Raw genomic sequence first — 24655 nt, 5'->3', positions numbered from 1 at the left:
CCAACACTTTCCCTCCACCCTTGGAGCCTCCATGCCCACCCTCCAAATCCGCACGCCCATGCTCGATATCGCCTACGAAGCCCATGGCCCGGAAGGCGGTGAGGTGGTGATCCTGCTGCATGGCTTCCCCTACGACCCTCGTGGCTATGACGAGATCGCCCCGGTGGTCGCCGCACGTGGCTACCGGGTATTGGTGCCATACCTGCGCGGCTATGGCCCGACGCGCTTTATCAACGATCAGGTGATGCGCTCCGGCCAACAAGCAGCGCTGGCCAAGGATTTGCTGGATTTCATGGATGCCCTGTCCATCGAAAAAGCCACGCTGGTGGGCTATGACTGGGGCGGACGCGCGGCGTGTATCGTTGCGGCGCTTTGGCCTGAACGGGTGCGCGGCCTGGTGACGGGCGATGGCTACAACATTCAGGATATCGCTGCGTCGACCAAGCCTCGGGCGCCGGAAACAGAACATCGGCTGTGGTATCAGTTTTACCTTCATACCCAGCGCGGCGTCGACGGCTTGACCGCCAATCGTCGCGAGTTCTGCCAGTTACTGTGGGCGCTCTGGTCGCCGTCCTGGGCCGAAGGGCCGAGCCTGTATGGCAAGACAGCGCCCTCGTTTGATAACCCGGATTTTGTCGAGGTGGTGGTCCATTCCTACCGTCATCGCTTCATGTACGCGCCGGGTGACCCGGCGCTGGAAAGCATCGAGCAGGCCCTGGTGCAGCCACCGCCGATTTCAGTACCGAGCATCTCGTTGTGCGGCGCTGATGACGGCGTAGGTCCGGCTCCGGTTGAAGATGACGACCTGGAAAATTTCAGCGGGTTTTATCGGCGCGAAGTGTTGGCCGGCGTGGGCCACAACATTCCCCAGGAAGCGCCCCAAGCGACCCTTGAGGCGATATTCGAGCTGCTGAGCCTCAGCCCCCAGCCGAAATCCTGAAGCTGAACACGCTGCCCTGCCCCACCACGCTTTCAGCCCACAGGGTGCCGCCGTGGGCCTCGATGATGCCGTGGGAGATGTACAACCCCAGCCCGCTGCCGGTGGGGTTGCCCACGCGGGAGGTCCAGTAGCGTTCGAAGATATACGGCAACTGCGCCGGGTCGATGCCGACACCGTTGTCGCACACCCGGAACAGCACCTCATCGCCCGCGGCCTCGGCAATCACCTCGATCACACCGCCCACCGGGGTGAATTTCAGGGCGTTGCCCAGCAGGTTGGAAAACACCTGGAACAGTCGCTCAGGGTCGGCCTGGGCACTCAGCCCGTCCACTGAGCGCCAAGTTAGGTCCACACCCTTGGCCGCCGCCAGCGGTTGCCACATCGAACAGATCTGGTCCAGGGTTGCCGCCACATCGAGTCGTTGCAGCGAAACGCTGTAGCGCCCGGCCTCCATGCGCGAAATATCGATCAGGTCTTCCAGCAGCGTGTTCATGCGGGCGGTGGCGTTTTGCATGGTTTCAATCGCGGTGGAGAGGCGGCGGTTCGCCTTGTTGTCCTCGGCGGGCACCATGCTGCGCATCATGCCGCATTGCATCAGCAGGATGGTCAGCGGGCTGCGCAGGTCATGGGAGACCACCGCCACCAACTCGTCACGCGCCCGCACCGCAGCATGTTCGCGTTGCACCTGGCGCGCCAGGTCATGCTCCAGGGCATTGCGCCGCAGGCTCTCCGCCGCCTGTAGCTCCGACAGCGACCAATACAGCGCCTTGCCATCGACCTGCTGCTTCCACAACTCAAACGACAGGCGCGGGCTCAAGGTCGTGCTGCCCGGTTCCTGATGTTTGACCGGCTGGCCGCTCCACTCCACCGAGGACTGGACCTCCGGGCGAAACCACATCACCGCGTTGTCCACCGGCTTGGGCAGGCAGAACGCCAACAGGCCGCTGGCGTGGGCCTGATAGGCCGCCGCCGGGGGGAAATCCACAGACAGTTGATGGCTGTGCACCACGCCTTTGCCCTGCCCACGCACCCACTGGTACAAGGCGTGGATTTCAGCCCGTTTGGGGCAGACGCCGAACACATGCAGGCGCTCTTCCACCAGGATCGCCAGGCCACCGGCGGCGGTCAGGCTCAGCAGCGTTTGCGCATGCGGCAACAGGCTTTCCATCACATCGCACTGCACCCCCGTCATGGCAGCAACCAACGCTTCGACCATGGCGGCCTTGTCACGTTGCTGGCGGCGCTCCTGCTGCTCCTGGAGCAACGTGATCTGCATCGACAACAACTGGCCGATGCTGGTGCACGCCGTGCGCAGTTCATGGGGCACGCGCAACGGCTCACGGTGACCACAGGTGATCAGGCCCCAGAGCTGGTCGTCCTTGAGCAGCGAAATGCTCATGGAGGAACGCACGCCCATGTTCTTCAAATAATGGCAGTGCACCGGGGACACGCTGCGCAACACGGCGAAGCTGAGGTCCAGGGGCTGGCCGTTGTCGGGGCGCAGGGCCGGCAGGATCGGCACCGGCTGGTACTCGGCGTCGGGAATCGCGCGGATCCAGTTCAGCCGGTACAGCTCGCGGGCCTGGGGCGGGATGTCCGACGCGGGAAAACATAATCCCAGGTACGGCTGCATGCCGTCGCTGAGGGCCTCGCCAATCACTTTGCCGTGGCCTTCCTGCTCGAAGCGGTACAAGGTGACCCGGTCATAACCGGTGAGGCTACGAATCTCGGTCACGCTGATCTGGTACAAGCTGTCGAGCGTCTTCGCCGACTGCAAGCGGCGCAGCGTTCGGGACAGCTGCTTCACAGCGCTGTGCTCAAGCGTGAGGCTCCGCTCCAGTTCGAGAAACAGCAGGCCTTGATGACGATGCAGCAGGATGTCGTAGGCGTAGCCATCCAGCGTCAGTTGATGCACGTCCTCCTCAAAGGCGTCCAGGTCTGCCAGGGCACGACTCACCTGTACTGCCGCTTCGCTGCCCAGCACACTGGCCAGCGCCTGGCCCGACAGGCGTTGCGCGTCCAGGCCCAGCGCGACGCTCAGGTTGCTGCTGGCTTGCAGCACCTCAAGCGCCGGTTCGCTCAGCGTCAACAACAACCCGTGAGGCTGGATCGAGCCGGGAATATGGATGGGTTCGCTGGCGCAATCGTCTATCAGCGTATCGACCGTGGTCATCGCAGCACCCCGCAGCGGTCCAGCCACTGCTCGAAACACAGGAAGGTCGACTCGGCGACCTTCACCGCCTCCACGCGCTCGTACGCGGTTCGCAGCGGGTCAAGGCACGCCATAAAGCGCTGCCACAGGGCGCTGGTCTCGGCCCCGTACACATTCATGAACGCGCCGCCATTGGTGGAGCCCACGCCAATCTTGATCTCGATCAGGTCGCGCAACACCTGGCCGCCGAGGGTGGCGCCTTCCAGCACATAGAGGGCGCCCAAGGCCTGGGCCACGTTGGTGATGGCGGGCAGTTCGGGGCATATCGGCAAGGCATCGATCTGCAGGTTTTCCAGGCCCAGCGCCCGCAAATCCGCCTGCAAGTACGGGGTTTTGCTGCGCCGTCCCCATTCCAGGTCAGGGATGATTTCACCCCACGGCGCCAGGGCTCGCTCCAGCGGCTGATAGAAGCCGTAATAGGCACTCATCAACTCGCGGTACAGCGCAAGGTCCATGCGGGAAAAAGGCAGCCGAGTGTCGAGACGTCGATGCAGCGCAGCGGTCGCCGCGCGTAGTTCGACAAGGACAGGAGGTAGTGAATTCATGAGCTGTGCGCACGCCGGGAAGGTTCAAAACCGCGACGTAGAGGCCTGGGATCAAGACACTGCGCAATGGACTGTGAGTAACATAGCACCTTGATACAAAAACGTACCTATTCGTTCAAACAGGCTTCGCTTCAACCGGGTGAGGAAAACCGTTCGCGGTAGGCCTGGGGCGTGATCGACACCGCCCGCAGGAAGCTGCGGCGCATGGTTTCTTCGCAGCCAAAGCCGCAGTGCACGGCAATACGTTTGATCGACGCGCTGCTGTCGGCCAGTTGCCGGCGGGCGGTTTCCACACGGATCAATTCGACGGCCCGCGCCGGCGTCTGGCCGGTTTCGGCGCGGTAGTGGCGCACGAAGCTGCGCTCGCTCATGCCCGCCTGGGCGGCCAGTGTGGCAACGTTCAAATCGAGGGTCAGGTGTTCAGCGATCCAGGCGTGCAGCTCCGCAAAACGGCTACCGCCCTTTTGCAGGGATAACGTCACGCTGAACTGCGACTGCCCACCGGGGCGCTTGAGAAACACCACCAGGTGCCGCGCCACTTCCAGGGCCACGGCGCGGCCCAGGTCTTCTTCCACCAGTGCCAGGCACAAGTCGATGCCGGCAGTCACGCCGGCGGAAGTCCACAGGTTGCCCTGCTGGATGAAAATCGGGTTGGCCTCCACCGTCAGTTGTGGGTATTTGCGCGCGAGCTCTTCGCAGCGGGTCCAGTGAGTCGCCACGCGGCAGCCGTCGAGCAAACCACTGGCGGCCAGCAGAAAAGCGCCGGTGCACACCGAGGTGATGCGTCTGGCCTGGGTGGCTTTTTGCCGAACCCAGTCCACCAGCGCCGGATCTTCGGCGGCCCCGTACACGCCCCACCCGCCTGCGATCACCAACGTGTCGCACGGCGCATCGGCGGCCGGCAACGGCTCGGCCACCAGGGCCAGGCCCGCCGAGGTCATCACCGGCTCGGCCTGGGCGGCAATCACACTGACCGCATAGGGCAACGGCAAACCCTGCTGGCGCGCCAGGTCATTGGCCGAAGCAAACACTTGCAAGGGCCCGGTGACATCGAGGACCTGCACATTGGCAAAGGCGAGTACGTTGATGATTCTGGGCATGTTGGCGCAATTCGTGGGCTCAATGGCGTATGCGCCAAAGCCTAGGTGACTAGAGTGAAGCCGTCCATCCCTTTATCAGGAGCAGTCCCCATGACCTTGCAGCTCGGCTTTTTGTTGTTCCCCGGCATCCAGCAACTGGACCTCACCGGGCCCTACGACGTGTTGGGATCGCTGCCGGATGTGAAGCTGCATCTGGTGTGGAAGGACCTCGCGCCGGTCACCTCCAGCACCGGCTTGGTGTTTACCCCCAGCACCACTTATGACGAGTGCCCGACGCTGGATGTGATTTGCGTGCCCGGCGGTTCTGGCGTCGGGGCATTGATGGAGGATGAGCAGACCCTGGCGTTTCTCAAGACACAGGCCCAGACCGCGCGCTATGTGACATCGGTGTGCACCGGCTCCCTGGTGCTGGGTGCCGCGGGCTTGCTGCGCGGGCGTCGCGCGACCACTCACTGGGCCTACCACGACCTGCTCGCACCGCTCGGTGCGATCCCGGTGCAGGAGCGCGTGGTGCGTGACGGCAACCTGTTGACCGGTGGCGGGATTACCGCCGGGATCGACTTTGCCCTGACCCTGGCCGCCGAGCTGTACAGCGAGGCGGCAGCGCAACTGGTGCAGTTGCAGATTGAGTACGCCCCGGCGCCGCCGTTCAATGCTGGCCGGCCGGAAACCGCACCGTCGCATGTACTGGAAGAAGCCCGCAAGCGCACCGCCGAGTCGCGCAAGACCCGGGGTGAAATCGTGGCACGGGCGGCGGCCAGGTTGGGTTAAGCGTTCGCCCGCCCGTGGCGGTCGGCGGGCACCAGATGCCCGATCGTGCCGTCCCCATACGCCCGTTCCACTTTGGAAATCACCACGTGATAACCGCCGTACCAGCGGCGGTATAGACGCTTGGCTTCCAGGTGGGTCGGGTGACTGGCAAAGGCGCGAATGGAGGCCTCGTCACGCCAGTAATAACTGGCGTTGATCAACCCGCCATCCGCCGAACGCCACGACTCGGCCCCCACGTATCCCGGCAGCCTTGCTGCCAGTGCGTCGATCAGATTCGTGAGGCGCTGGAACTCGTCATCCCGTTCGCCGGGCTTGTAGATAAAGGCTGCGATGTACATGGGTAACGTCCTTTTATGAGTGATGTTTCACGTCGGGCGAGACATCAATGCCAAGCGCACGGCCAGCACCATCAGCACGGTTGCCAGGCCCCATTTCTGTAAGCCTGCGCTCCCCGGTTTGCCGGCAAAAAACCGGCTAACCGCCCCGCCAAAAATTCCCAGCACGGCATGAAACACACCGCTGATCAGCGTCAGGATGATCCCCAGTTGCACCAGTTGCAGCGCGATGGGGCCCGCCTCGGGGCTGACGAATTGCGGCAGGAACACCATGAAAAACAGCAGCGCCTTGGGGTTGAGCAAACTGTTGAGCATTGCCCGCACAAACACTCGGCCCAGCGGCACGCGGCTGACGTGGGCCGTGTCCAGGGCGGGCGTTTTCTGCAGGGTCTTGAACACCAGCCACAGCAGGTACAACACCCCGGCGTAGCGAATCAGGTCGAAGGCCGGCGGCCAGCTGGCGACCAGAGCGGTCACGCCGGTTGCGGTCAGTGCCGTGAGCAGCAGGTCTGCCACGCTGATGCCCAACCCCGACGCCACTCCGCCGCGCCAGCCATAGGTCACACCGTGGCTGATGACGAATGCCATGTTCGGGCCCGGGGATAACAACAGCAGCAGGACTGCGCCAGAGAACACAGCCAGGGTTGCGAGGTCGATCATGCTCAAGCCATCCACCGGGAAAGCCTGTAGATTAATCAGCTCACCTGATACAAACAAAAAATTGATCTAGATACGCTTTACACGGGAACGCACCATGGCTCAGGTCCGCTACAAACTGATCGTCGATGAACTGGCCACGCGGATTCGCGCCGGAAAATTGCCGCCGGGCACCCAGTTGCCGACCGTGCGTAGCCTGATGAACAGCCATCGCATCGCCCTCGCCACTGCCTTGCGGGTGTACAGCGAACTGGAGGCCAGCGGCCTGGTGGTGGGTGAACCGGGACGCGGGACGTTTGTGCGCGACACCACGTTGCTGCGGGGCATGGGCCTGGTACAACAACCGCTGCAACCGGGCACCGTGGACCTGAGCCTCAACTACCCCTCGTTGCCGGGCCAGGCCGAGATGCTGCGCGACGGTTTGCGTGCCATTGCCGCCTCGGGCGACCTCGATGCGCTGCTGCATTCCGCGCCGCAGGGTGGCCGCGCCCATGAACGACAGACCGCCGCGCGGCACCTGCGCAATCGGCAGATTCGCGTGAGTGGCGAGCAAGTGCTGATCGTCAACGGTGCGCAACAAGGCCTCGCCGTCAGCCTGATGGCGCTGCTGCAACCGGGGGATGTATTGGCGGTGGATGCGCTGACGTATCCCGGGTTGAAAACCCTGGCCCAGTCCCAGCGCATCGACCTGGAGCCGCTGCCGCAACCGGCTGGGCATACGGATCTGGATGCGCTGGAGGCTTTGTGCAAACGGCGCCCGGTGCGGGCTTTTTATTGCATGCCCACGTTGCACAATCCGCTGGGCACAGTGATGGTTGAAGCCGACCGCGAGCGCCTTGCAGCGTTGGCTGAACGCTACGATTTTCTATTGATCGAAGACGGCGCCTACGCCTTTCTCGCCGAGCCCGCACCGAAGCCGTTGTTTACTTATGCACCGCTGCGCACGGTGTATGTGTCTGGCCTTTCGAAGAGTGTGGCGTCGGGGTTGCGGGTGGGGTTTATCGTCGCGCCCAAGGCGTGGGTGCCGGCGCTGGAGCAAGCGATCCGTGTCTCGACCTGGAGCACGCCGACGCTCACGGTGAACCTGGCGTGCCGCTGGATAGAATCCGGCGCAGTGGATGCACTGGAAGAGCACAAGCGCCAGGATGCGCGCCAACGCCAGGCGCTGGCCCGGGAGGTCTTGCGAGGGTGTGAGGTGATTGCGCATCCGGCGTCGTATTACCTGTGGCTGGTGCTGCCGGAAGGTCTGCGGGCGGATGCAGTGGTGGCTGCGCTTGAGGGCCAGGGTGTGCGGGTCACCAGTGCCGAGCCGTTTGCCTGTACGGCCCATGTGCCGCATGCGTTGCGGGTGGCGCTGGGGTCGATTGACTTGGCGACGTTGAGAATAGCCTTGGGGAAAATTCGCGAGGCAATTCGGATATGAATAAAGGGCCAGCAGGGTAAATCCCTTTGATTTGCGGGACATTTCCGAGACAATCTTTCGGCCTTGTGCCTGCCGGAACCGGTGGCTAGTCTTCGCCCCGTCACTGCTCATCAGTGATCGGGTTTAGTCGCCCGGATCCGAAAAGGCGCATGTCCCATCATGAGGTTTTATGGTGGCTGTGCGCAGGGCACCTTCGGGTGCGCCGGTTTTTCCTTTTCGGCCGGTCGACTAACCTGCGTACAGCCGCCACCCTACGTTTAGTCGCGAAGGGGTCGGCTCCTTAACCGAAAAGGAGTTACACCATGAATAAACCCGTCCCCGACCCACCCATCGACCTGCTCAAAAACCGCGCCGCGTTCAATCGCGCCCTCGAACACTACCTGCCCTCCCAGGGCTTCCATACCGTCAACGAAGACCTGAGCTTCGAAGACTCCCTGCTCTACACCGCCAGCCTGCTCAGCAGCGCCTCGGCCACCGCCCTCGACTGCGGCGAACTGCTGCAAAGCCCCGAGCGGGCAAAGTTGCTGGCGGTGTGGCATTTGCTGGAAATTGCCAAGACCACCGTCGACCGCTCGATTGAGTGTTTGCACCTGCGCAAGGCTTAGCCGCAACCCCGTCAAGCCTGTGTGGGTTTGTGCATCCGGCCAAATCCACACGGCAACGATTGCCCAATCCTCTGGCCAACGCATAGAATGCGAACCGTTATCAATTAAGACGCCCGCGCCAGGATGCCCATGTCGAGCGACCACCCACTGGATCATGCCGCCATCGGCCAGCTCTACCATGCCCATCATTCCTGGCTGCGCGGCTGGTTGAGCCGGCGTACGGGCTGCCGTGAGCACGCCGCCGACCTGGCGCAGGAAACCTTCGTGCGCCTGCTCAATGCGCGCAAGCAGCAAGCCTTGCTGCAACCCCGGGCCTACCTGAGCAGCATCGCCCGCAGCCTGATGATCGACCAGTATCGCCGCCGCGAACTGGAGCGTGCCTATCTGGAGAGTCTCGCGCATTTCCCGCAAGTCGAGGTGCCGTCGGAAGAAACCCGCCTGCTGATCCTCGACAGCCTGGAGCGCATCGACCGCCTGCTGGACCAACTCAAGCCACGGGTGCGCGAAGCGTTTTTGCTGGCGCAACTGGACGGCTTGACCTGCCAACAGATCGCCCAGCGCCTGGGGGTGTCCAAGGCCACCGTGGAGCGCGACCTGGCCAAGGCACTGCATGCCTGTTATCGGTTGCGTTATGCCGAAGGCTAATCCGCCATTGGTGGACCAGGCGATCCAGTGGATGATCAAGCTGCGGTTCAATATTGCCGATGACGCCACCACCGCTGCCTTCGAACGCTGGCTTGAAACCAGTGGCGATCACCAGCAGGCCTGGCAACGGGTCTCGTCGATGAGTGACGAGTTTGCGCAGTTGCCGGCACAGGTCGGCCGCCATGCCTTGCAAGGTGCCCGCCAACGCATCAGCCGCCGTGAAGGGTTGAAGTTGCTCGGGCTGTTCGCCGGTGCCGCAGGGCTGACTTGGTTCGGCCGCGACTACACGCCATTGCCCGGCCTGCTGGCCGATTACCGCACCGACACCGGAGAGCGGCGTTGGGTCGCCCTCGACGATGGCAGCCGTATCCAGCTCAACAGTGCCAGCGCCATCGACACAGTCTTCAACACCGAAAGGCGTCTGGTGCAGTTGCGCCAGGGTGAAATCCTGATCGACATGGGCGCCGACGGTAGCGCGCCACGGCCCTTCTGGGTGCAAACCCGCGACGGTTATCTGCGCGCCTTGGGCACCCGGTTCATGGTGCGCGAGGAGCCCCACGGCACCTTGCTCGCCGTGCAAAAAGGCAGCGTCGCGGTATTCGCCGACAGCCATCAGGCCAGCGCACGTGGGGTGATACAGCCCGGCGAGCAGATGCTGTTTGATCGAAACGGCTTGCGTCCACCCGCCACCACGGGACTGGATCCCTGGGCCTGGAGCGACGGTGTGATCAGCGCTCACAACATGCGTCTGGACGATTTCCTCGCGGAGCTGAGCCGTTACCGCACTGGGCTGGTGCGCTGCAGCGAAGCGGTCGCCGGCCTGCGTGTGTCCGGGACTTACCAGTTGGACGATACCGATCAGGTCCTGACCCTGGTGGCACAGGCACTGTCGGTGAACATCACCTATCGCAGCCGTTATTGGGTGACCGTCGCAGCTCGTGCATGACCTTCCGAAAATAAATGAGGTGAATTCTCATCTTCGCTCGACCTGTAAGGAAAGGCCGATCAACAGGCCGATTCTGTCCACTTCCTTCAGGAGCATTCCGCGGTCATGCAAGCGTTCCCCTCCAAGCGTTCTCCCCTCAAGCATGCGGTGCACGCCGCCCTGCTCGGTGCCTGCCTGAACGGCAGCGCCCTGCCCCTGGCGGTCATGGCGCAAACGCCTGTCAGCGACACCCAGGCCCGTGACTGGAACATTGCACCCGGCCCATTGGCCACGGTGCTCGACCAGTTTGCGCGCCAGGCGAGTATCAGCCTGTCCTATGACGCCACCAGCGTCGCCGGCAAGACCAGCCCCGGCCTCAACGGCGCACTGGACAGCCAACAGGCCTTGAGCCAATTGATCCAGGGCCAGGGCTTGCAAGCCCAACGCCAGAGCAACAACACCTGGCTGCTGTTGCCGCAAGTCGCGGACACCGGCGCGCTGAACCTGGGTGCCACCACCGTGACCGGCGAACACCTCGGCGTCACCACTGACGGCAGCGGTTCCTACACCACCGGCGCAGTGACCATCGGCAAGGGCGCCCACAGCCTGCGGGAAACACCGCAATCGGTCAGCGTCATGACCCGCAAGCTGATCGACGACCAGAACATCACCACCATCGATCAATTACTGGAACACACCCCGGGCATCACCACCTACGACTCACCTATGGGTGGCAAGTATTTCTATTCCCGTGGTTTCAAGATGCTCGGCCAATACCAGTTCGACGGTGTGCCGTTGGACATCGGCAAAGACTACGTACAGGCCGACAGCTTCACCGCCAACATGGCGATCTATGACCGGGTGGAAGTGCTCAAGGGTGCGGCCGGCATGCTAAAGGGCGCCGGCACCGCCAGTGGTGCGGTGAACTTCGTGCGCAAGCGGCCACAAGACAAACCCACCACCAGCCTGTCGCTGTCTGCCGGCACCTGGGACAACTACCGCGCCGACGTCGATACCGGCGGCCCGCTCAATGACAGCGGCACCGTACGCGGCCGCGCCGTGGTCAGCCAACAGAACCGTGGCTCGTACATGGACGTCTCCAAGCGCCAGGACCAAGCTGTTTACCTCGCACTGGATGTTGACCTCTCGCCCGACACCACCCTGGGCATCGGTGCCAGCTACGAAGATGTCGATGCAACGCCCTGCTGGGGCGGTGTGCCGCGCTACAGCGACGGCAAGAGCATCGGCCTGAGCCGATCCACCTGCCTGGGCCAGGCCTGGAACGACTGGCAGAGCCAACGCACTACGCTGTTTGCCGACCTCACCCACCACTTCAACGACGACTGGCAACTCAAGGTCACGGCGGTGAACAGCCGCAACCTGCAAGACATCAAATACGCCGCCAGCCAAGGCACCGTGAAGTACGGTGATCCGGCGCCAACCGCCGAGATGTACGCCGCGCTGTTTGACTACGACCACCGGGATTTCGGACTGGATGCCTACCTGGACGGTAAGTTCGAAGCGTTCGGTTTGCAGCATGAACTCATCATCGGCGCCAATGGCAGCCGTGGCACCCAGGACGATGTCTACGCGATCCGGAGCCTGCCCGACCGGCAAAGTATCTTCCTGCCCAACCACCACTTCCCGCAGCCCGCCAACGATACCTTCTGGCCCAACATGTACCGGGGCGGCACCGTCAAGGAAACCGCCACCCAGTACGGTACCTACGCCACTTTGCGCCTGAGGCTGGCCGAGCCATTGATGGTGGTGCTCGGCAGTCGCGTCAGTTGGTTCGAAAACCGCCGCCAGTCGAATAACCTCGCCTGGGGCGAATGGGCCCTGCAGGATGCACGCACCAAGGAAACCGGTGAAGTCACGCCGTTCGCCGCGGTGATCTATGAGCTCGACGACAACCTTTCGGTGTACGCCAGCTACGCCGATATCTTCCAGCCACAAAGCTCCAACGCCACGGTGACCGGCGCTGCCCTCAAGCCCAAAATCGGCGAAAACTACGAGCTGGGCATCAAGGGCGAATGGTTTGAGGGGCGCCTCAACAGCTCGCTGGCATTGTTCCGCGCTATCGAGAAAAACGCCGCCGAAACCGACTACACCACCCAATGCGGTACCTCGGCAGACGGCTATTGCTACACCGACACTGGCAAGGTTCGCGCACAAGGTGTCGAAGCCGAGTTGAGTGGCGAGTTGCTGGAACGCTTGCAAGTGGCGGGCGGCTACACCTACACCCAGACCAAGAATCTCAACAACATCAACAGCGCCGCCATTGGCGCGGTCGCAAACAGCTACGTGCCGCGACACATGCTGCGCTTGTGGGGCGATTATCAGTTGGACGGCACACTGTCGAAATGGAGCGTCGGCACCGGCGTCAACGCCCAGAGCAGCAACTACCGAATTCAAGGCATCAAACTGGAACAAGCCGGTTATGCGGTATGGAATGCGCGGTTGGCGTACCGGGTTGATGACACATGGACGGTGGCGCTGAACGGTAACAATCTCTTCGACAAAAATTACTATCAGACGGTGGGAACGGCCGACTGGGGTAATTTCTACGGCGAACCGCGCAACTTCACTGTCAGTTTGAAAGGCAATTTTTAAGGTTAGTACCGCCTCAATGTGGTGACGGACTCACGTCCTCACCACTCATCGCTTGTCCCCGAAAAACCCCGCATCCGACCTCCGTCAAAAAAAGGTTTTCCTCAGTCGCAGGAAATTTCCTAAATTTGTTCCTACACTCCAAAACGCCAGCATTTTGTTCCGGGAAAACCCGGAAATCCGACCAAGACAGTCAACAAACTGTCACGCGGAAGAGCACCTGACGTGTCTAGACCGAAGGTCTTATAAAAAAGTCAAAACCTTGACGAGCGACGAAAAGGGAACCATCATTTAGCCATTACCCCGCAAATTCCCTGCAGATAGATAGGTAATTGCGTATTACCCAGCGAAGTAACCGTTCGTCTGGCGCCACTTATAAAGCAAGCCCTGCCTTTATGGATGAGCAGCCGAACAAGGAAGCCCTGGTGTGCAATGAGGGATGTTTTTATGCGCGAGAAGTCGTCAGTCGACAGCCTGTTTTTGACCCGGGCCGGTTTCATTGAGTTCTTTGTTGTTTTCGTAAAATTGATGCACGGCCTCACCGCCGTTTTTCCAGCACTGATCCTGCTGTTTTATCCAGACCCGATGGCCCCCGAACTGCGCGCCCACTTTCTCGGCTTGCTGCTGTTTTTCGCGATCCTGACGATCATTCTGTTCCAGGCCATGGGGGTTTACTCCGAGGAGCTGTTCAGCAACCGCCTGCGGTTTCGCACCATGCTGGTGGCCTGGTCCGCGGCCTTTTGCATCCTGCTGTTCATGTACCAGATTCTGCTGATGTTCCCGCAGTTGAGCCCGCGCAACCTGGCGTTCTGGTTTATCACCAGCCTGGCGTTGTTCGGGCTGGAGCGGATCGTGATGCTGCGCCTGTTCCGCAACCTGATGGCCAGCGGCAAATACCTGCAACGCACGGTGATCCTCGGCTTCACCGACACCGCCGTGCACGTGGCCGACCACTTGCAGCGCAACGGCGATATCCGTTCCGGACTGATCGGTTTTATCGACGACCGCACCGAGCGCATCCCCAAGGAACTGAGCAACCTGCCGCTGCTGGGCAACACACGCGACCTGGAAAAGCTGATCCGCTCCGAGCAGGTCAACCAGGTGATGATCACCCTGCCCTGGGCCGCCGAACAGCGGATCAACGGGCTGGTGAAGCGCCTGCGGCAGATGTCGGTCAACGTCATGCTGGTGCCCGACATGGCGGCCCTGCGCTATGGCCACAGCCGTATCACCGATGTGGGCGGCATCCTGATGTTCAACACCTCCCACGTGCCGCTGCGGGGCTGGTCGCCGTTTATCAAGCGCTGTGAAGACCTGATCCTGGCAACCCTGGGCCTGGTGGCACTGTCGCCGATCATGCTGATCACGGCGATTGCCATCAAGCTCGACTCCAAGGGCCCGGTGCTGTTTCGCCAGAACCGGTTTGGCTACAACGACAACGTGATCCGGGTGTTCAAGTTCCGCTCGATGTACGCCGAGATGAGCGACTTCAACGCCGACCGCCAGACCACCCGCGGCGACCCGCGCATCACCCGCGTGGGCCGGATCATTCGCAAGACCAGCATCGATGAGCTGCCGCAGCTGTTCAACGTGCTGCTGGGCAACATGTCGATGGTCGGCCCGCGCCCGCATGCCACCGCGACCAAGGCCGCCGGCGTGCCCTACGAAGTTGCCGTGAGCGAGTACAGCTCGCGCCACCGGGTAAAACCGGGCATCACTGGCTGGGCGCAAATCAACGGCTATCGTGGTGAAACCGACACCCTGTTCAAAATCCAGAAACGCGTTGAGTACGACCTGGAGTACATCTCGAAGTGGTCGGTGTGGTTCGACTTGTACATCGTTTTCATGACGGTCCCGGCCGTCCTTTCGACCAAGGAAGTCTATTGATGAACACCCTCAACGGCTTGATTCCCTGCATCATTTCCGGTGGTTCGGGCACCCGGCTGTGGCCGGTGTCGCGGCAGAACATGCCCAAGCCTTTCATGCGCATGCGTGATGACCAGAGCCTGCTGCAGAAGACGTTCCTGCGGGCCAGTCACCTGCCGGGCGTGGAAAGCGTGCTGACGGTGACCAACCGCGACCTGCTGTTTCGCACCCTCGATGACTACCGCGTGGTCAACAAGGCCCATCTGGCCCTTGACCTGTTGCTTGAGCCGTTCGGGCGCAACACCGCCGCCGCCATCGCCGTGGCCGCCCTGCATGTACAGGAAAACTTCGGCAGCGAGGCGCAGTTGCTGATCCTGCCTGCCGACCATCTGATTCTTGATGAAAGCGCCTTCGCCGATGCCGTCACCCAGGCCCGCGAACTGGCGGAAGCCGGCTACCTGGTGACGTTCGGCATCCAGCCCGACCACCCGGAAACCGGCTTCGGCTATATCGAACAAGGCGAGGCGCTGGGCCAGGGGTTCCGGGTCAAGCGCTTCGTCGAGAAGCCCGACCTGGCCACCGCCCAGGGCTATCTGGACGGCGGCAAGCACCTGTGGAATGCCGGGATGTTCTGCTTCAAGGCCGGTACATTGCTGGAGGAGCTGGCGCTGCACGCACCCGCCGTGCTGGACGCCGCCAAGGCCGCCCTCGAGCACGGCCACAGCCTGAACAACAACAGTTGCCGTCAGCGCGAGCTGAACGCTGAAGGTTTCGGCGCGGCGCCCGACATCTCGATCGACGTGGCGCTGATGGAAAAATCCGCGCAAGTGGCGGTGGTGCCCTGCGACATCGGCTGGAGTGATATCGGTTCCTGGGACGCGGTGCGCCAACTCACCCCCAGCGACGCCAACGGCAACCAGGTCAATGGCCAGGCGATCCTGCATGACGTGCACAACTGCTACATCGACTCGCCCAAGCGCGTGTTGGGCGCAGTGGGCGTGCACGACCTGATCGTCGTCGACACCCCGGATGCGATCCTGATTGCCGACGCCAAGCGCAGCCAGGACGTGCGCTACATCGTCGCCGAGCTCAAGCGCCAGGACCATCCGGCATTCAGCCTGCACCGCACTGTCACCCGGCCGTGGGGCACCTACACCGTGCTGGAAGAAAGCAGCCGCTTCAAGATCAAGCGCATCGTGGTCAAGCCCCAGGCCTCCTTGTCCCTGCAAATGCACCATCACCGCAGCGAGCACTGGGTGGTGGTCAGCGGCGCGGCGATGATTACCAACGGCGACCGTGAATTCCTGATCAACGCCAACGAGTCCACCTACATTCCGGCCGGGCACAAGCACCGCCTGACCAACCCCGGCATCATCGACCTGGTGATGATCGAGGTGCAGAGCGGCGAGTACCTGGGCGAAGACGACATTGTGCGTTTTGACGACATCTACGGCCGGGCTCCGGCCGAAGTGAAGAAGTGATGCGTACCGCCCTGATCATCCCGACCCGCAACGCTTCCAGCCACCTCGACCGGCTGCTGCCGGCGCTGCGCATGCAAACCCTGCAACCGGACGAAACCCTGGTGGTCGACAGCGCTTCCAGCGATGACACCGTGGCGCGTTTTCGCGAGTTCGGCGTACGGGTCGAAGTGATCGATGCCAAGGACTTCAACCATGGCGGCACCCGCCGCTGGGCCAGCGAGCAAGTCGACGGCGACGCGCTGATCGTGATGACCCAGGACGCGATCCCCGCCGAACCCGAGACGTTCGCCAACCTGGTGGGCGAACTGGAACTGGACCCGCTCAACGGCGTCGCTTACGGCCGCCAGTTGCCGCACCCGGATGCCGGCGTGCTGGGCGCCCAGTCACGCCACTTCAATTACCCGCCGCAAAGCCGCAGCAAAAGCCTGGCTGATGCGCCGGAGCTGGGGATCAAGACCTGCTTCAGCTCGGATTCGTTTTCGGTGTACCGGCGCAGCGCCCTGCAAGCCGTCGGTGGCTTCCCCGCGGATGTGATCGGCAGCGAGGACGCCTACGTCGCCGCCCGCATGCTGCTGGAAGGCTACAAGGTGCGCTACGCCGCCACCGCCCTGGTCTATCACTCCCACGATTACCGTCTCATGGATGAGTTTCACCGCTACTTCGACATTGGCGTTTTCTACGGCCGCGAGCCGTGGATCCGCCAGGCTTTTGGCGATGCCGGCGGTGAAGGTAAACGCTATGTACTGGCCGAGCTTCGAGCGTTACGCGAAGCCGGTGCATTGCACCGCGTACCCGAAGTACTGGTGCGCAGCGCGTTCAAATTGCTCGGCTACCGGCTGGGCCATCTGGAGCGCCAGCTCCCCCTCGCCCTCAAGCGGCGCATCAGCATGTTCCCCGGTTATTGGAGGTGAGCATCATGACCTACAGGAAGACCCCTTTGATGAAACGAACCTTGCTCGTCCTGGCCATGATGGCATTGGCCGCCTGCAATACGCCCGCGCGGATCGTCGCGCCCGATGGCAAGACGGTGGACGAGGGCAAGCAGGCCCTCGATCGCATGGCCCAACTGCCACCGGCGGTGGAGCGGATCCGCATCGGCGACCAGTTGCGGATTGTCCGCGATGCCGGGGAAATGCCAACCCTGTCGGCGTTCAACGTCAGCACGATTTACGAGCTGACGCTGTACACCGTGCAGAACGACGGCAAGATCAACTATCCCTTCCTGGGGCCGATCCAGGTGGCGCGGCGCACGCCGGCGGAAGTCGCCGCCGAGCTGAGCCAGAAACTCGCACCGGTGTATCGCGAGCCTCGGGTGACGGTGAACATCAACCAGGCGCCGGGCAACACGGTGATCGTCGGCGGCGCGGTATTAAACCCGTCGGCTATCTCCATCGCCACGGCCCCGACCATGGAGCAGGCGATTCTCGGTGCCGGCGGCGTGAGCTCGGTGGGCAACGCGAGCATGGTCGCCCTGCTGCGTGAAGATGGCCAAGGCGTCTACCACGCCTACTTCCTCGATTTCAGCCAGTACCTGAAGAACGGCGCACTGGGCCGCAAGCCCGTGGCGCTGCAACGCGGTGACGTGGTGTTTGTACCCAAGTCCAACGTCGGCGAACGGATCCAGGGCGTGGACACTTACCTGAACCAGCTGATTCCCTTCACCAAATCCATTGGTGTGGGCTACAGCTACACCACGAACCACTAAAGGAGCGACATCCCATGATCGAGATCCGTTCTTTTCGTGATCTTCTGCGTCTGTTCTTCATCTTCAAGCACGAGTTCAAACTGGCGGCGATTGCCGCGCTGGTGATCATTTTGCTGGGGGCGTTCCTGCTGCCGGCCAAGTATGAATCCACCGCGCGATTGCTGGTAAAACCAGGGCGTGACTCGACGATGCCGATCGAGGTCGACAACCGTCAGCCAATCGTCATGCCGAGTACCCAGCGCGACCCGATTGTCGACGAAGAACGCCTGCTGACCGGCCGCCCTATCGTGCGTGCAGTGGCCGAGCATTACCTCGACGTGATGGACAAGATGCAGCCGCCGGAAGGCGTGTGGAAGCGCACCAAGTGGTACGTCAAGAAAGGCATCAGTGCCGTGTTTGACGGTGTGCGAGTGGTGCTGGAAACCGTTGGCATCGTCGAAGAAACCACCCCGGTGGAACGCCTGGCGAAAAGCCTGGAGAAAAACTTCGAAGTGACCCACGCCATCGGCTCTACGGTGATGGACATCAGCTTCCGCTGGGATGACCCGCAAATCGCCCAGGCGGTGGTCAAGGATTGGGTCGAGACCTACATCGACGAGCGCACCCAGGCGTTGGGCCGCAAGAGCCTGTATGCGTTCTATGAAGGCCAGGTGTCTTCCAGCGCTGCGCAGATCAAGAGCTACAAGGAGCAGATCCTCGCGCACTTGAACGACATCGGCGCCTCGAGCATCACCGATCGCCTGGAAGACTTGTCCGAGCGGATCAACGTGCTGCGTGGCGAGGTGTTCAACTCCACTCGGCTGATCGCTTCCTCCGACGTGGCGTTGCAGAGCACCCGTGACCAACTCAAGGGCCAGCCCAAAGAGGTGACCACGGTTCGCCAGATCGCGTTGAACCCGCAGCAACAAGACTTGCGTCGCCTGCTGAACCAGAAGCTCCTGGAAAAAGCCGACATGATGCGTACCTATACGGATAACGCGCCGCCGGTCAAAGCCCTGGACGCTTCGATCCGTGCCATGCAGGCCCAGGTCGCCGGTGAAAGCGACACGGTGCAAAGCTCCGAGAACCGCGCGCCGAACACCCTGGAAATCCACCTGCAACGGGTACTGCTGGATGAGACCAGCCGCAACCAGTCGCTGCGTACACAGTTGGTGCAACAGCAGAAGCAACTGACTGAACTGGAAGCCCAGCGCAAGGACGCCCTGGCCATCGAGCCGGAACTGGCGCGCCTGGCCCGTGAGTTGAACGGCACCGAGAAAAACTACGCGCTGTATGTCGACAGCCTGGAAAAATCGCGGATCGACCGTGAACTGGACAAGAGCCAGATCAGTAACATCGCGGTGATCGAAGAAGCTACCCTGAACCCTGGGCGCGTCTTCCCGAAAACCCTGCTGATGCTGTTGCTGGCGATCCCGTTCTCCATCGTGGTCGGCCTGCTGGTGATCTACCTGTGCTACCTGCTGGATCAACGGATCCACGACGGCGGCCTGGTGGAAGGCAAATTCGGCCTGCCGCTGTGGACCACGCTGCCGGAGCTGGACACCAGCACCGCGCAAAGCACCAACGCCTTCAACGCGAGCATCTATCGCCTGTATGGGTTGCTGCCGCTGGAGCGTATTGCCGAACAGGGCCTGACCCTGGGGCTGACCTCGGCACGGCACGGTGAAGGCGTGAGCTTTATCGTCGAGCAGTTGCGCCAGTTGCTGGAAGAGAACGGCGTGCGGGTGCGGATCGGCGGGGTTGAGCCGGCGATTCCGGGCCAGGTGGTACTGCTGGATGCTTCGGCGCTGCTGGACAATCGTGATGCGTTCATCAACCTGCGCCGTGCCGACCTGATTGCGCTGGTCGTGGAAGCGCAAAAAAGCACGGTACCGGTGGTGGAACACGCACTGTCGATCCTCACCACGGCGTTCGGCAAGGTCGATGGCATTATCATCAACCGCCGCAAGTTCGAGGTACCGGTCAAGGTGCTGAAAACCATCGCCAAATACCGGGGTTCGTTCTGATGCGCATCGCCCTGCTCGCTCCCCTGCCGCCGGAAAAGAACGGGATCGCCGACTACGCGAACCACTTCAAGACGGCACTGGAGCAACTGGGCGTCGAGGTGGCTACGCCCTTGACGGGCGTGGTCGGCAGCACGGCGGCGATCAAGCAAGCCATTGCCGGTTTCGACTGGCAGGGTGTTGACCTGGTCCACGCCGAGCTGGGCGGCGGGCGGCTGGGGGAGTTCCTGGCCCTGCGCGAATTGCGCAAGGCCTACCCCGCCCTGCCGTTGACCGCCACGGTGCATGACCCGGAACGCATGGTCTGGCGGCGCGAGCAATTGCCCTTTCCGCTGAACCTGCTGGAATCCTTGCCCAGCCCATTGCCCCAGGCGGCAGTGGTGCTGGCCGATCCCTTGACCCTGCGCGAAGAACGTCACGTCGCCCAGGGCCTGACCCGGCTGGTGACCCTCACCCGCCTGGGCGCCGACTGCCTGACGGCGCGCATGCAATTGCCCGCCGGCAAGGTGGCGGTGATCAACCACGCCAACCTGGATATCCCGCCGGTGGCCTTGCCGCCGCTGGACACGCTGCACCTGTTGTATTTCGGTTTTATCTACCGTGGCAAAGGCATCGAAGACCTGTTGCAGGCCCTGGCCGCCGCCTTCGAAAAAGCCCCCGAATTGCGTGACCGTGTGCGCCTGACCCTGGCCGGTGGCACTGCCGCCGAAATGGCGTTTGGCACAGGCGGCAATTACCTGGAGCAGTTGAACAGCCAGATTGCCGAACTCGGCCTGGCAGGCTCCATCGACTGGCGGCTGAATTTGCCGGCCAGCGAGATCCCGCAGACGATCCAGGCGCACCATGTGATGGTGCTGCCGTATCGCGAATCGAAAAAGCTCGGCCTGCTGGGCCGCCAGCGCGGCACCAGCGGCGCATTGTCCTGGGCTGCCGCCTGCGGGCGCGGCGCGATCACCTCCGATGCCAGGGCGTTTGCCGAGGAAGTCGCCAGCGGCAATGGCGCCATCTATCCACAAGGCGATGTAGCCGCCTTGAGCGAACAACTGCTGCGGCTCGCACGCAACCCGCACATGGCCACGGACTGGGCCGCACGCGCCGCCGCCATAGGCCGCGAACGGTTGTGGCCAGTGACCGCGCAGAAGTTCGCGAGCCTGTTTGAGCAAACCGTTGCAGGAGGCAACCATGGCGCGTAAACGGACTTACCTCGCTACCCTCGCAGTCGTCGCTGCGCTGGGTTTGACCGCCTTTCTCTGGGGCCGCCCGGCCGATGCCGAGAGCCATGTGCTCAAGGGCAGCAAAGAGGTCGTGTGGAAGGACTTCCTGGGGGTGAACGCGCAGTTCCTGTGGTTCAGCCCCGAGCGTTATCAGAAGCAGATCGACCGCCTCAAGGCCCTGGGCCTGGAGTGGGTGCGCCTGGACCTGCACTGGGACCAGCTGGAAACCGCCGAGAACCAGTACAACGTCGCGACCCTCGACGAACTGGTGAACAAGCTGCAGCAGAACCAGATCAAGTCGGTGTTCTACCTGGTGGGCTCGGCGAAGTTCGCCACCACCGCGCCCGCCTCCTCGCCGTACCAGGACCAGTTCCCGCCCAAGGACCCGAATATCTTCGCCAACCGCATGGCATTGCTGGAACAGCGTTACCCCAGCGTGGACGCGTGGCAGGTGTGGAACGAACCGAACCTGCTGGGGTTCTGGCGCCCCGCCGCCGACCCGGCCGGCTATGCGAACCTGTTGCAAGTCACCGCCGCCGCGTTGCGGGTGGTGAACCCGAACAAACCGGTGGTGGCCGCCGGCATGGCATTCTTCAGCGAAATGCCCAACGGCCAGAACATGCTCGACGGGCTGCTGCAACTGGGCGTGCCGAGCCTGAATACCATCATGTCCTATCACCCCTACACCCAATTGCCCGAAGGCAACACGCCGTCGAACCTCGACTTTGTCGAAAAAACCAGCGCCCTCAACCAGAAACTGCGGGCGGCCGGGGTGAATACCCTGTGGAGCACCGAGTGGGGCTGGTCGACCTACAAAGGCCCGAAAGAGGTGCAGGACTTCATCACCACCCAGGGCCAGGCCGACTACATCGTGCGCCGCGTCGCGCTGATGAGCGCGCTGGATTTCGACAAGATCTTCCTGTTCACCCTGAGCGACCTGGACCAGCGCGCCAGCGTGCGCGACCAGAGTTATGGCTTGCTCGACATCGACGCCAACCCCAAGCCGTCGTACACCGCGCTGCAGAATTTCCTGCAGGTGAGCGGGCCCAAATTGACCCCCGGCGACCCACCCACCGCCGATCAGTTGCCCGATGGCCTGTTCAGCATCGGCTGGTCCCGTGCCGACGGGCGCAAGGTGTGGTTTTTCTGGTCGGCCCGTGGCGGCAGCGCGCACTTGCCGGGCATGACCACCGCCACCTTGTATGACCCGTTGCGCGGCACCGAAACACCCTTGAGTGGCACCAATGGACTGGACGTACCGGTCAAGCCGAACCTGCAAATTCTGTTATGGGATTGAAGCCACCCATGCGCATCCTCTGGATCCTGCCCTACTCGCCTTGGCCCGCTACCAGCGGCGGCAAGACGCGCCAGTTTCATTTGCTGCGCAGCCTGGCTGCGCGCGGGCATCGGATCACCTTGCTGCTGCATGACAAACATGCGGTATCGCTGACGGATCGCCAGGTGCTGGAAGCCTTTCTGGAACAGGTGATCATCCTCCCCCGCCGCCCGCTGCGCAGCCTGAAGACCCTGCTGGCCGGGCTGTTTGCGCCGTACCCGTTGCTGGCCAGTGTGAATGGCCTGTCGGGTGAACTGCAGGACACCTTCGAGCGCTTGCTGACCGAGCATTGGGACGTGGTGCAGATCGAACATACCTACACCTTCCAGCCTTACGAAGCTGCATTGGCCCGTCGCTCCCAGCCGTTTGTGCTGACCGAGCACAATGTCGAATCGTCCCTCGGCGCCGCGACTTACGACCGCCTGCCCGGCTGGGCGTTGCCGTTCATACGCTACGATCAATGGCGCTACGGCCGCTGGGAACACCGGGTGATGCGCCAGGCCGCGCAAGTGGTCGCCGTGACCGACGCCGACGCCCAGACCCTGGCGCAGATTGCCGGCAAGCCGGTACCGGTGGTGGTCAACGGGGTGGATTGCGCGCACTTCGCTGCTGCCCGACCCGACCCGACGACCCGCCGCGTGCTGTTTCTGGGCAACTACGAATACGCGCCCAACGTCGATGCCATCGAGTGGGCACTGGATGAGATCCTGCCGAAAGTGTGGGCCCGCTGCCCCGACGCACGCATGAGCGTCTGCGGTTTCGGCATGCCGGAAAGCTGGCGCGAACGCTGGAAGGACGGACGCATCGAATGGCAGGGTTTTGTCCCCAACCTGCTGGCCCTGCAATCGAGTTGCTCGGTGTTTCTGGCGCCGTTGCGCCATGGCGGCGGCTCCAAGCTCAAGGTGCTCGAAGCCCTGGCCGCCGGCCTGCCGCTGGCGAGTACCGACCAGGGCGTGTCCGGCCTGGACCTGGTGGAAGGCCTGGATTACCTCGGCGGCCAGACCGCTGAAAGCCTGGCCGACGCCGTGGTGCGCCTGCTGCAACAGCCTGAAGTCGCTGCTCCCATGGGCGAAGCCGGTCGCGCCTATGTGCGCCGTGCCCATGACTGGAGCGTCGCCGCCAGCCAGCTGGAGCAGGTGTACGCGCAACTGTCGCCCCAGAGCCAAAAGGAGCCGGCATGCGCATAGGCCTCGATTACCGCACCGTCGGCACCTCGCCGCAATCAGGCATCAGTCGCCAGGTGTACGCCCTGGAAGATGCCCTGCGCACCCTGCCCGGCATCGAGCTCGAACGCTTCAGCGTCGCGCCGCTGGGGGATGAGCTGCGCCTGAACGTGCATTGCCCGGACTGGGGCTGCGCCAAGACCGCCATGCACCAGCCGCACCAGCGCCTGCGTTTCGAGGCGGGCTACCTGCCCAAGGCGCTGCGCAATGAGCACATCGATGTGTACATCAGCACCTTCAATATGGGCCTGCCGCTGCCGCCCAAGCCGCAGGGCCTGCGCACCGTGGTGCTGCTGCATGACCTGTTTCAGATCACGCTGGACAACTATCACGCCAACCGCCTGAAGGCGCTGATCTACAAGGCCAGTGATCGGCTGTCGATCACCTATGCGGTGCACACGGCAGACCGGGTGTGGACGCCTTCGCAGTACAGTGCCGACGAAACCGCGCGGCTGTTTCCCAAGGCGGCAGGCAAGATTCGCGTGCTGCCCAACCAAGTGGTCGGTTTTGTCGGACTGCCGGCGGACCTCTCGGCCCGGCAACTGCCCGAGCGCTACTGGCTGCTGGTGGGTACCCGGGAATTGCGCAAGAACGTGCCGTTCCTGGTGGACGCCTGGCAGCAAGCGCGCAGCCAGTCGCCGAGCGTGCCGGAACTGGTGCTGGTGGGCAGCCTGGAGCATTTGCCCGAAGCACAACGCAACTACCCGGGGATACGCGCCTTGAGCGGCGTATCCGACGCTGAATTGCACGGGCTCTACCGCAAGGCCTTGCGCCTGTGGCAGCCTTCCTACGCGGAAGGCTTTGGCTTGCCGGTGATCGAAGCCCTGAGCGTCGGCACTCCGGTGGCGGTGGCCAGCGGTACCTCGCTGGACGAAATCACCCCGCCGCTGGCACCGCGGTTTTCACCCACGGACGGCGCGGCGCTGGTGCAGTTGATGCTGCACCTGGCCGACCAACCCGTCGAACAACCACCTGAACAGTTACGCAGCTGGGCCGAACGCTTCAACCACCAGGCCTACCGTCGGCGCCTGGCCGAACTGATCGAGGAATTGAATTGAG

The 24655-nt window shown here is 62.8% G+C and carries 21 protein-coding genes; 16 read left to right on the top strand and 5 right to left on the bottom strand.

Annotated features, from left to right (window positions below; all coding sequences use genetic code 11):
- Window positions 1–31: 31 nt before the first annotated feature.
- Window positions 32–940 carry an alpha/beta fold hydrolase gene (locus tag HX839_RS25185; protein ID WP_177067869.1) on the top strand — a complete coding sequence of 303 codons (909 nt, stop codon included), beginning with the start codon at window positions 32–34 and terminating at the stop codon, window positions 938–940.
- On the opposite strand, the gene HX839_RS25180 is transcribed toward HX839_RS25185, so the two are convergent.
- The 3 genes from HX839_RS25180 to HX839_RS25170 form a co-directional block, all read right to left on the bottom strand.
- The gene (locus tag HX839_RS25180) at window positions 918–3113 is read right to left on the bottom strand and encodes an ATP-binding protein (RefSeq protein WP_177067868.1); all 2196 of its coding nucleotides are present in this window, start codon (window positions 3111–3113) and stop codon (window positions 918–920) included. The genes HX839_RS25185 and HX839_RS25180 overlap by 23 nt on opposite strands.
- Window positions 3110–3697: a biliverdin-producing heme oxygenase gene (locus HX839_RS25175; RefSeq protein WP_032899296.1), complete on the bottom strand. Its 588-nt coding sequence runs from the start codon at window positions 3695–3697 to the stop codon at window positions 3110–3112. The genes HX839_RS25180 and HX839_RS25175 overlap by 4 nt, the downstream gene beginning before the upstream one ends.
- 131 nt (window positions 3698–3828) lie before the next feature.
- Window positions 3829–4797: a GlxA family transcriptional regulator gene (locus tag HX839_RS25170; RefSeq protein WP_177067867.1), complete on the bottom strand. Its 969-nt coding sequence runs from the start codon at window positions 4795–4797 to the stop codon at window positions 3829–3831.
- 90 nt (window positions 4798–4887) lie between these two features.
- Between HX839_RS25170 and inhA the strand changes: the two genes are divergently transcribed.
- The gene (gene inhA / locus HX839_RS25165) at window positions 4888–5568 is read left to right on the top strand and encodes an isonitrile hydratase (protein WP_177067866.1); all 681 of its coding nucleotides are present in this window, start codon (window positions 4888–4890) and stop codon (window positions 5566–5568) included.
- Here inhA and HX839_RS25160 read toward each other — a convergent pair.
- Both HX839_RS25160 and HX839_RS25155 read right to left on the bottom strand, forming a co-directional pair.
- Window positions 5565–5906, bottom strand: coding sequence for an antibiotic biosynthesis monooxygenase (locus HX839_RS25160; RefSeq protein ID WP_003208192.1), 342 nt, complete (start codon window positions 5904–5906; stop codon window positions 5565–5567). The two genes, inhA and HX839_RS25160, sit on opposite strands and share 4 nt — an antisense overlap.
- Window positions 5907–5933: 27 nt before the next feature.
- Entirely contained in the window at window positions 5934–6563 is a 630-nt protein-coding gene (locus HX839_RS25155) for a LysE family translocator (RefSeq protein ID WP_087695340.1), read from the bottom strand.
- Between the two features lie 94 nt (window positions 6564–6657).
- Here HX839_RS25155 and HX839_RS25150 point away from each other — a divergent pair, with 94 nt between their 5' ends.
- The 14 genes from HX839_RS25150 (at window position 6658) to HX839_RS25085 (ending at window position 24654) form a co-directional block, all read left to right on the top strand.
- Entirely contained in the window at window positions 6658–7983 is a 1326-nt protein-coding gene (locus HX839_RS25150) for a PLP-dependent aminotransferase family protein (protein WP_177067865.1), read from the top strand.
- A gap of 302 nt (window positions 7984–8285) precedes the next feature.
- The gene (locus tag HX839_RS25145; protein ID WP_003208197.1) at window positions 8286–8588 is read left to right on the top strand and encodes a DUF6124 family protein; all 303 of its coding nucleotides are present in this window, start codon (window positions 8286–8288) and stop codon (window positions 8586–8588) included.
- Between the two features lie 129 nt (window positions 8589–8717).
- Window positions 8718–9233: a sigma-70 family RNA polymerase sigma factor gene (locus HX839_RS25140; protein ID WP_003208199.1), complete on the top strand. Its 516-nt coding sequence runs from the start codon at window positions 8718–8720 to the stop codon at window positions 9231–9233.
- On the top strand, window positions 9220–10179 hold the full coding sequence (locus HX839_RS25135; RefSeq protein ID WP_177067864.1) for a FecR domain-containing protein: 960 nt from the start codon (window positions 9220–9222) through the stop codon (window positions 10177–10179). Before HX839_RS25140 ends, HX839_RS25135 begins: the two co-directional genes overlap by 14 nt.
- A gap of 105 nt (window positions 10180–10284) precedes the next feature.
- The gene (locus tag HX839_RS25130; RefSeq protein WP_177067863.1) at window positions 10285–12771 is read left to right on the top strand and encodes a TonB-dependent receptor; all 2487 of its coding nucleotides are present in this window, start codon (window positions 10285–10287) and stop codon (window positions 12769–12771) included.
- Window positions 12772–13215: 444 nt separating this feature from the next.
- Window positions 13216–14655 (top strand): undecaprenyl-phosphate glucose phosphotransferase, encoded by a 1440-nt coding sequence (locus HX839_RS25125; protein ID WP_003208206.1) that lies wholly within the window; start codon window positions 13216–13218, stop codon window positions 14653–14655.
- Window positions 14655–16115, top strand: a complete 1461-nt coding sequence (locus HX839_RS25120) for a mannose-1-phosphate guanylyltransferase/mannose-6-phosphate isomerase (protein WP_177067862.1) — start codon at window positions 14655–14657, stop codon at window positions 16113–16115. Before HX839_RS25125 ends, HX839_RS25120 begins: the two co-directional genes overlap by 1 nt.
- The gene (locus HX839_RS25115) at window positions 16115–17026 is read left to right on the top strand and encodes a glycosyltransferase family 2 protein (RefSeq protein ID WP_003208209.1); all 912 of its coding nucleotides are present in this window, start codon (window positions 16115–16117) and stop codon (window positions 17024–17026) included. Before HX839_RS25120 ends, HX839_RS25115 begins: the two co-directional genes overlap by 1 nt.
- Before the next feature lie 29 nt (window positions 17027–17055).
- Window positions 17056–17820, top strand: coding sequence for a polysaccharide biosynthesis/export family protein (locus tag HX839_RS25110; protein ID WP_003208211.1), 765 nt, complete (start codon window positions 17056–17058; stop codon window positions 17818–17820).
- 14 nt (window positions 17821–17834) lie between these two features.
- Window positions 17835–19826: an exopolysaccharide transport family protein gene (locus tag HX839_RS25105; RefSeq protein ID WP_003208213.1), complete on the top strand. Its 1992-nt coding sequence runs from the start codon at window positions 17835–17837 to the stop codon at window positions 19824–19826.
- Window positions 19826–21016 (top strand): glycosyltransferase, encoded by a 1191-nt coding sequence (locus HX839_RS25100; protein WP_003208215.1) that lies wholly within the window; start codon window positions 19826–19828, stop codon window positions 21014–21016. The genes HX839_RS25105 and HX839_RS25100 overlap by 1 nt, the downstream gene beginning before the upstream one ends.
- Complete coding sequence (locus HX839_RS25095; RefSeq protein ID WP_008434562.1) at window positions 21006–22334, top strand: cellulase family glycosylhydrolase; 1329 nt, start codon at window positions 21006–21008, stop codon at window positions 22332–22334. The genes HX839_RS25100 and HX839_RS25095 overlap by 11 nt, the downstream gene beginning before the upstream one ends.
- 8 nt (window positions 22335–22342) lie before the next feature.
- Window positions 22343–23560, top strand: coding sequence for a glycosyltransferase family 4 protein (locus HX839_RS25090; protein ID WP_177067861.1), 1218 nt, complete (start codon window positions 22343–22345; stop codon window positions 23558–23560).
- On the top strand, window positions 23551–24654 hold the full coding sequence (locus HX839_RS25085; protein WP_008434566.1) for a glycosyltransferase family 1 protein: 1104 nt from the start codon (window positions 23551–23553) through the stop codon (window positions 24652–24654). Before HX839_RS25090 ends, HX839_RS25085 begins: the two co-directional genes overlap by 10 nt.
- Window position 24655 lies beyond the last annotated feature (1 nt).

This window comes from Pseudomonas sp. I8001, from assembly GCF_013385345.1.
Classification (GTDB): Bacteria; Pseudomonadota; Gammaproteobacteria; order Pseudomonadales; family Pseudomonadaceae; genus Aquipseudomonas.
Note: the sequence above shows the minus strand (reverse complement) of the source record. Positions and strands in the feature narration are given on the sequence as shown.

Coding starts and splice junctions, on each gene's coding strand:
- HX839_RS25185 (WP_177067869.1), top strand. CDS start 32: ATGCCCACCCTCCAAATCCGCACGCCCATGCTCGATATCGCCTACGAA.
- HX839_RS25180 (WP_177067868.1), bottom strand. CDS start 3,113: ATGACCACGGTCGATACGCTGATAGACGATTGCGCCAGCGAACCCATC.
- HX839_RS25175 (WP_032899296.1), bottom strand. CDS start 3,697: ATGAATTCACTACCTCCTGTCCTTGTCGAACTACGCGCGGCGACCGCT.
- HX839_RS25170 (WP_177067867.1), bottom strand. CDS start 4,797: ATGCCCAGAATCATCAACGTACTCGCCTTTGCCAATGTGCAGGTCCTC.
- inhA (WP_177067866.1), top strand. CDS start 4,888: ATGACCTTGCAGCTCGGCTTTTTGTTGTTCCCCGGCATCCAGCAACTG.
- HX839_RS25160 (WP_003208192.1), bottom strand. CDS start 5,906: ATGTACATCGCAGCCTTTATCTACAAGCCCGGCGAACGGGATGACGAG.
- HX839_RS25155 (WP_087695340.1), bottom strand. CDS start 6,563: ATGATCGACCTCGCAACCCTGGCTGTGTTCTCTGGCGCAGTCCTGCTG.
- HX839_RS25150 (WP_177067865.1), top strand. CDS start 6,658: ATGGCTCAGGTCCGCTACAAACTGATCGTCGATGAACTGGCCACGCGG.
- HX839_RS25145 (WP_003208197.1), top strand. CDS start 8,286: ATGAATAAACCCGTCCCCGACCCACCCATCGACCTGCTCAAAAACCGC.
- HX839_RS25140 (WP_003208199.1), top strand. CDS start 8,718: ATGTCGAGCGACCACCCACTGGATCATGCCGCCATCGGCCAGCTCTAC.
- HX839_RS25135 (WP_177067864.1), top strand. CDS start 9,220: ATGCCGAAGGCTAATCCGCCATTGGTGGACCAGGCGATCCAGTGGATG.
- HX839_RS25130 (WP_177067863.1), top strand. CDS start 10,285: ATGCAAGCGTTCCCCTCCAAGCGTTCTCCCCTCAAGCATGCGGTGCAC.
- HX839_RS25125 (WP_003208206.1), top strand. CDS start 13,216: ATGCGCGAGAAGTCGTCAGTCGACAGCCTGTTTTTGACCCGGGCCGGT.
- HX839_RS25120 (WP_177067862.1), top strand. CDS start 14,655: ATGAACACCCTCAACGGCTTGATTCCCTGCATCATTTCCGGTGGTTCG.
- HX839_RS25115 (WP_003208209.1), top strand. CDS start 16,115: ATGCGTACCGCCCTGATCATCCCGACCCGCAACGCTTCCAGCCACCTC.
- HX839_RS25110 (WP_003208211.1), top strand. CDS start 17,056: ATGAAACGAACCTTGCTCGTCCTGGCCATGATGGCATTGGCCGCCTGC.
- HX839_RS25105 (WP_003208213.1), top strand. CDS start 17,835: ATGATCGAGATCCGTTCTTTTCGTGATCTTCTGCGTCTGTTCTTCATC.
- HX839_RS25100 (WP_003208215.1), top strand. CDS start 19,826: ATGCGCATCGCCCTGCTCGCTCCCCTGCCGCCGGAAAAGAACGGGATC.
- HX839_RS25095 (WP_008434562.1), top strand. CDS start 21,006: ATGGCGCGTAAACGGACTTACCTCGCTACCCTCGCAGTCGTCGCTGCG.
- HX839_RS25090 (WP_177067861.1), top strand. CDS start 22,343: ATGCGCATCCTCTGGATCCTGCCCTACTCGCCTTGGCCCGCTACCAGC.
- HX839_RS25085 (WP_008434566.1), top strand. CDS start 23,551: ATGCGCATAGGCCTCGATTACCGCACCGTCGGCACCTCGCCGCAATCA.